The sequence below is a fragment of the Pirellulales bacterium genome (genome assembly GCA_019636335.1).
In the GTDB taxonomy this organism is placed as follows: Bacteria; Planctomycetota; Planctomycetia; order Pirellulales; family JAEUIK01; genus JAHBXR01.
In genome coordinates this window covers 48,518-54,739 of record JAHBXR010000032.1, presented here as the reverse complement: position 1 = coordinate 54,739, position 6,222 = coordinate 48,518, and the positions used below count along the sequence as shown (strand labels likewise).

The 6,222-nt window shown below is 64.6% G+C and carries 4 protein-coding genes; 1 reads left to right on the top strand and 3 read right to left on the bottom strand.

The genetic code is table 11. The annotated features are described in order from the left end of the window. Positions 1–77: 77 nt before the first annotated feature. From KF708_22590 to KF708_22580, 3 genes are all read right to left on the bottom strand, one after another. Entirely contained in the window at positions 78–317 is a 240-nt protein-coding gene (locus KF708_22590; protein ID MBX3415489.1) for a hypothetical protein, read from the bottom strand. Between the two features lie 366 nt (positions 318–683). Next, complete coding sequence (locus KF708_22585) at positions 684–2,015, bottom strand: DUF1501 domain-containing protein (protein MBX3415488.1); 1,332 nt, start codon at positions 2,013–2,015, stop codon at positions 684–686. Between the two features lie 141 nt (positions 2,016–2,156). Then, positions 2,157–3,236, bottom strand: a complete 1,080-nt coding sequence (locus tag KF708_22580) for a TIGR03032 family protein (GenBank protein MBX3415487.1) — start codon at positions 3,234–3,236, stop codon at positions 2,157–2,159. 165 nt (positions 3,237–3,401) lie between these two features. On the opposite strand from KF708_22580, the gene KF708_22575 reads away from it, so the two are divergent. After that, positions 3,402–6,209: a tetratricopeptide repeat protein gene (locus KF708_22575; GenBank protein ID MBX3415486.1), complete on the top strand. Its 2,808-nt coding sequence runs from the start codon at positions 3,402–3,404 to the stop codon at positions 6,207–6,209. The last annotated feature ends 13 nt before the right edge of the window (positions 6,210–6,222 follow it).

Genomic DNA, 6,222 nt, shown 5'->3' with positions numbered 1-6,222 from the left:
GTGATACTATGGCAAGAAGTTTCCTGCTGCCAAGCCAGTTAGCACTTCCAGGTAGTGTGCCATTAGCGTGTTGCTGGCTAGCGCGGCCGAATCGCACGACCTACCACAAATAGTAGCAAGCCCGTTGTGGTGATTCCGGCAAGTTCCATATAGAGCTGCGGCTCGCCATCCTGATCAACGAGTGCTAGGGGCAGGCATATCACAACAACAACCGAGCACCAAAACCCGAATGTCACGAGCAGGTCTGATATGAGGATGCGCACCAGGTGTATCAATTGTTGCCACCTCTCTCTGCCGTTCATGTGGATGTTCGCCATGCCGCCGTCCTATTCGCTAGACGGGAATCGCGGCTACAATCGCCCAAATGGCCGAGAATCCCTACGAAACGCCCAAGGTGCATGCGCCTCACGGCTGTTGGCGGCCGTTCGCATGTCTGGTCTTGTTTGGCATCTGTTTGGCGGCAATCGCTTGGATCTTGTCATGGCCCTTGCCAGATAATCCAACGCCCAGCGACCCTTTAATCATGCCGTGGGTCAAGTTGTTTGCGATTCTCTTTGTTATGGGAGTGGTCTGCTGCGGCTGGCTCATTCTTAGGCCGAAGCGCCCTCTGCAAGGGGACCTAGAAGAGCCGGGGCCATCAGCAGCTACACGTCCATAGCTACCCACTTCCATTCGCATATCATCTAGGCGAGCAGCTCCCCGATCGGCTGCGCATTGTCGGGCAGGATGGGTACGGGGCGGCCCGAGGGGTCTTCGATCCGCGAGTGAGGATCGATCCCTAGGTTGTGGTAGATCGTGGCCAGCACGTCGCGGTAGTGAATCGGCCGCTCGACGGCATACGCGCCGAGCTTGTCGGTGCTGCCGATGACCTGGCCCACGCGCATGCCGCCACCGGCCAACAGGGCGCCGTTCACGGGCGCCCAGTGATCGCGGCCGGCGTCTTTGTTGATCTTCGGCATGCGACCGAATTCGCCCCACACGACGACGGTCACGTCGCGATCGAGTCCCCGCTGGTAGATGTCCTCGATGAGCGCCGATACGCCCTGATCGAACAACGGAAGCCGCTGGCGGAGTTGATTGAAGTTGTCGCCATGCGTATCCCAAAAGCCGTAGGCGACGGTAACACAACGGGCGCCCGCCTCGACCAGCCGCCGCGCGGCGAGCAATTGATCGTTCCACTCCGGCGCGCCGTCTCCCTGATGTTGCGGCGAGCCGATGCCGTAACGCTCGCGCAGGCGCGGGTCTTCGCGCTCGACGTCGAGCGCCTCGACCAGCCGGTTCGACGTGAGCACGTCGAACGCCTTCTGGTAGCTGGTGTCCATGGCAGAGAGATCGATGCTGTCGACCTGGCGACGGAAGTCGTCGAAGCGATCGAGCAATCCACGGCGGGTATCGAAGCGTGCCGGCTCAACGTAGCGCAGCTTCATGCTGGCGAGATCCTCGCCGTCGGCCTTGATGCCCGCGTGGCGGCGACCGGCGATGCCCGGCCCCGAGATGTTGTAAGGCTTGTGCTGCATCGTCGGAAAGAGATCGACGTACGCCGGCACGACGGGATCGGTGGGGCCTTGGATGCGCGAGATCACCGAGCCGAAGTTCGGCTTGCCGTCGCGCAGGCTCTCGTCCATCGAATAGCCCGTGATGTTCTGAAAGCTGCTGTGCTCGTCGCGCAGCCCGACGATCGAACGCAGCACGGCCAGCCGGTCGATGACCTTGGCCGTGCGCGGCAAATGCTCGCTGACTTGAATGCCGGGCACGACCGTATCGATGGGCGAGAACTCGCCGCGGATGCCGTCCGGCGCCTCGGGCTTGAGATCGAACGTGTCTTGATGCGCAAGCCCGCCCGACAGATAGACCATGATGACGGACTTGTGCCGCGCGGGGATCGCGGTCTGCTCCTCGGCACGCAGCAACTGCGGCAGCGCCAATCCGCCCATGGCGAGACTGCCGACGCGCAAGAACTGACGCCGAGAAAGGCCGTCGCAGTACCGGTCGCGCGGACCGAAGAAGGTCAACATGGCGAGGATCCAGAGGCTCGTGGGAGGAGGGGAGCCGGCGGGTACAGGCAAGGCGCGTGGGGCTCGCGCCGACGCTCAGTCTAGCTGCGCCACGCGGCGTCGAGCAAGTGCGCTCGAAGCCATGCCACCCCCTGACGATCGTCACCGCCCGCGTTCTTCTTCCGGCACGATCCAGATGGTGCGCGAGTCGTCGTCCGAGGGGAAGGGTCCCGAGATCCAGGGCGTGCGCACGCCGGGGAGCACCTGCACGTCGAAGATCTCTTCCACGCCCGACTTGAACTCGAGCGTGGCGAGATTGCCGGTCGGGAGGTGAATCGCGGCGACGCCGCACTTGAGCTCGTCGCGCTTCTCGGCGATGGGGATGCCGCCGAAGGTCGAGGTCTCGCGGATGCGCGAGAGGCCGACGAAGGCGAATTCGCCCAGAAAGCAAAGTCCGCGCGTGTAGCCGGGGAGTTTGGCGACGGTGTCGATTTTTCCATCGCGCGGATCGACGACGACGAGGCTCCCCGTGCCGCTGTCGAGCACCCACAGTCGGCCCTGATAGACGCGCGGCGAATGGGGCATGGCGAAGCCGCGCGCGACGACGGCGCCACTGGCGATATCGAGAATGCACCCGGCAGTGGCCTTCACCGGTCGCCAGCCGGCGGCGGTGTCGGTCTCCGCCATCAGCGTGACGAAGCGGGGACGACCGCCGTCGAGGGCCAACCCGTTCAAGTGGCAACGATCTTCCGCCGCGAGCGCCGAAATGAACGGCGGCCGCCAGCGCGGGCGGAAGCTGTGCTCGGCATCGAGCGTACACAAGCAAGAGAAGAGCGTGTTGACGATCCACAGTTCGTCGCCGACGAAGGCCATCTCGTGGCCGTGGATCTCGCCGGTGATGTGCGACGAGCGGGCCAGAAAGCAGGCGTCGTAGCGGCCAGGGGGATCAATCTGCGGAGCGATGTTCCCCGCGCTCAACAGCCGCCAGACCTGGTTGCGCGTGCCGACGGCGAGGCCGCGCGGTCCGACGGCCACCCCCATCGCCTGCTCGAAATTGTGGAACGACAGCGCCAGACCTGTATCGGCAGCGCTCACGGCCACGAGCTTGCCCGCCTGATAGGTCGAGACGAGAAGCGTGGCGCGCAACTGCGCCAGCAGCGCCACGAAGCTGCGCGAATGCTCGTAGCGAACTTCGCGGTATTTCGGCTCGGGCGTGGTGGGTTCGGGATCGGCTTGCGACATGAGATGGCCGTGTGGGAAAGTTCCGTTGAGATGGCGGCTCCGCGGCCCCAGCACGCACGGCGCCTCGCCGCGCTTGCCTGCCACCACCGAGCCAAGTACCTTGCGGCATAATATCGAGCCGGAGTTGCGGCGTCGAACGATCATCTTTCTGGGCAACGCAGACGCATGAGCTCGCTCGCCGAACAATTGGACAGGGCCCGCAAGCTGGACGATGCGGGGGACCACGCGGCGGCCGAACAGATCTATCGCGAGATTCTGGCGGCCTCGCCCGATCAGCCCGAGGCCCTGTTTCACCTGGCCTCGCTGGCCACGGAGGCGAAGCGCCACGACGAAGCGATTGGCCACCTGCGCCGCCTGATCGAAACGCAAGGTCCGCGCGCCCCTTATTACAACAATCTGGGACACGTGTACGAACAGGCGGGAGACCCGCACGAGTCGATCCTCTGTTTTCGTCAGGCCTTGACGCTCGAACCAGACCACCCCGAAGCGCACAACAACCTGGGGGTCGTGTTTCTGGGGCTCGCCCGCGCGGAAGAGGCGGTCCGCGAGTTCGAAGGGGCCCTCGCGGCGCGTCCTGACTTCGAGCCTGCTCGCAAAAACCTCGAGCGGGCGCGGGCGCTGCTCGGCATGGTTCAGCCCGGGAGCGCCGACGCGGCGGCTCACAATCGCCGCGGCATCGAACTGATTCAGGCGGGCAAGCCGGACGAGGCGCTTCCCCATTTCGAGACCGTGATCCGCCTGGAGCCGGCCAACGCGGGGGCACGCTTCAACCTGGGCAATCTCTATAGCGTCTTGGGGCGTGCTGCGGCGGCTCGCGCCTCGCATCGCGAAGCCGTGCGGTTGAATCCCAAGCTGGCGACGATGACGGCGGAACAGCAGTCTCGCCCGTCGAGTACGGCGACCGCACGTTCGAAGGAGTCCGAGCGGTTTGCAGCTTTGGGCACGCAGCATTTGCACGACAAGCGCTATGGCGACGCAGCGACCGCCTTGCGCCGTGCTGCCGAGGCGGCGCCCGACTGGAGCGAGGTTTGGAACAACCTGGGGGTGGCCCAGATGTATGCCAGTCAGCTCGACGAAGCCGCGGCCAGCCTGCACCGGGCGATCGAGCTCGATCCCGCTGCGGCCGATGCGCTGAACAACCTGGGCCTGGTATGGTTGCGCGTCGGCCAGTTGGACGAGGCGGTCTCCAGCTTTCAGCGATCCCTGGCGCTGCAGCCCGATTCGGCCGACGTCACGTGCAATCTGGGCAACGCGCTGCGCAAGCAAGGTTACGTGCATCGGGCGCTCGATGCCTGGTTGCGCACCGTGGCGCTCGAGCCGCGTCATGCGGCCGCGCTGGGCAAGGCGGGGCTCGCCCTGCACGAGTTGGGGCGCGCGAGCGAGGCCGACGGACTGTTTCGGCGTGCCTTCGAGCTCGATCCCAAGTCGGCCGATGTGCTCAACAACTGGGGCAACGTACACCAGGATCTACAAGACTTCGACCGCGCGCTCGACTGTTATCGCCAGGCCGTGGCCGCCGATCCCGACTTCGTGCCGGCCCATTGCAGCCTGGGGTACTTATTGAACGACCGCGGGCAACTCGACGAGGCCCGCAAGGCGCTCCAGCGCGCGCTCGAGCTGCAGCCCGACAATCTCGTGCGGGTCATGTTGGCCACCGCCTTGCCGCCGGTATACGCCTCGCTCGACGATCTGCACGCGCGGCGGGCCGGGCTGGAGCAGAATCTCACGCAATTGATCGCCGATGGCGTCACGCTCGATACGACGCGCACGATCGTGCCGACGATGTTCTACATCGCCTACCAGGGGCAGAACGATCGCCGGGTTCAGGAGGATCTCGCCCGGATCTATCGGGCCCCCCACCTCCCACCGCCGCGCGGACGTCGCACGGCCGATGGCCGGGTCCGCGTGGGCTTCCTCTCGCGCTACTTCCGCGAGCACACGATCGGCCGGTTGAATCTCGGCCTCATCAAACATCTCTCGCGCGAGCGGTTCGAGGTCCACGTCATTGCCGGTGGCACGCATCAGGATGGCACGGCCGAGGAATTCCGCCGTCATGCCGATCACTTTCATGTCTTGCCCTACGATCCACAGCGTTCGCGCCAAATGGTGCGAGACCTGGAACTGCAGTTGATCTTCTACGCCGACATCGGCATGGATCCCTTGACCTACACGCTGGGATTTTCGCGGATGGCGCCCGTGCAATGCGTCACCTGGGGGCATCCCGATACGACGGGCAGCGCCGCGATGGACTATTTCATCTCGAGCGAGTTGCTCGAGACGGCCGGAGCCGACGAGCACTACACCGAGCAACTGGTGCGTTTGCCCGACCTCTCGGTCTGTTACGAGCGGCCGGTGCTCGACGAGCGGCCGCGCGACCGCGCCTCGTTCGGCCTTGATCCCGCGCGGCATCTGTATATCTGTCCGCAGAGCCTGTTCAAGTTCCACCCCGAGTTCGACGCCGTGCTGGGCGAGATCCTGCGGCGCGATCCACAAGGCGATCTCGTCTTGCTCGAAGGGAAGTACGATCATTGGAAGCGACTGTTGATGGAGCGTTTCTCGCGCACCATCCCCGATGTGGTCGATCGCATCCGTTTTCTGGGCCGGTTGAAGCGCGTCGATTTCCTGGCGCTCAATGCGGCGGCCGATGTCTCGCTCGACCCGATGCACTTTGGCGGGGGGAACACGACCTACGAGGCTCTGGCACTCGGCACCCCCGTGGTTACCCTGCCGGGCGACTTCCTGCGCAGCCGGATCTCTCTGGCCCTGTACACGAAGATGGGCTGCATGGATTGTGTGGTCCGAACTCCAGACCAGTATGTCGATTTGGCCGTGAAGCTCGGCACCGATCGCTCCTACCGAGAGGGGGTTCGCCGGAGCATTCTGGCCACGGCCGATGTGCTGTTCGACAACCGCCAGGCAGTGCGGGATCTCGAGGCGTTTTTCCTCGAGGCAATCGATCGTTCGAACGGCTAAATACGCCCTGACA

What these genes read in the sequence shown, in the direction of transcription:
- KF708_22590 (MBX3415489.1), bottom strand. Translation starts at nt 317, where the DNA reads ATGGCGAACATCCACATGAACGGCAGAGAGAGGTGGCAACAATTGATA.
- KF708_22585 (MBX3415488.1), bottom strand. Translation starts at nt 2,015, where the DNA reads ATGTTGACCTTCTTCGGTCCGCGCGACCGGTACTGCGACGGCCTTTCT.
- KF708_22580 (MBX3415487.1), bottom strand. Translation starts at nt 3,236, where the DNA reads ATGTCGCAAGCCGATCCCGAACCCACCACGCCCGAGCCGAAATACCGC.
- KF708_22575 (MBX3415486.1), top strand. Translation starts at nt 3,402, where the DNA reads ATGAGCTCGCTCGCCGAACAATTGGACAGGGCCCGCAAGCTGGACGAT.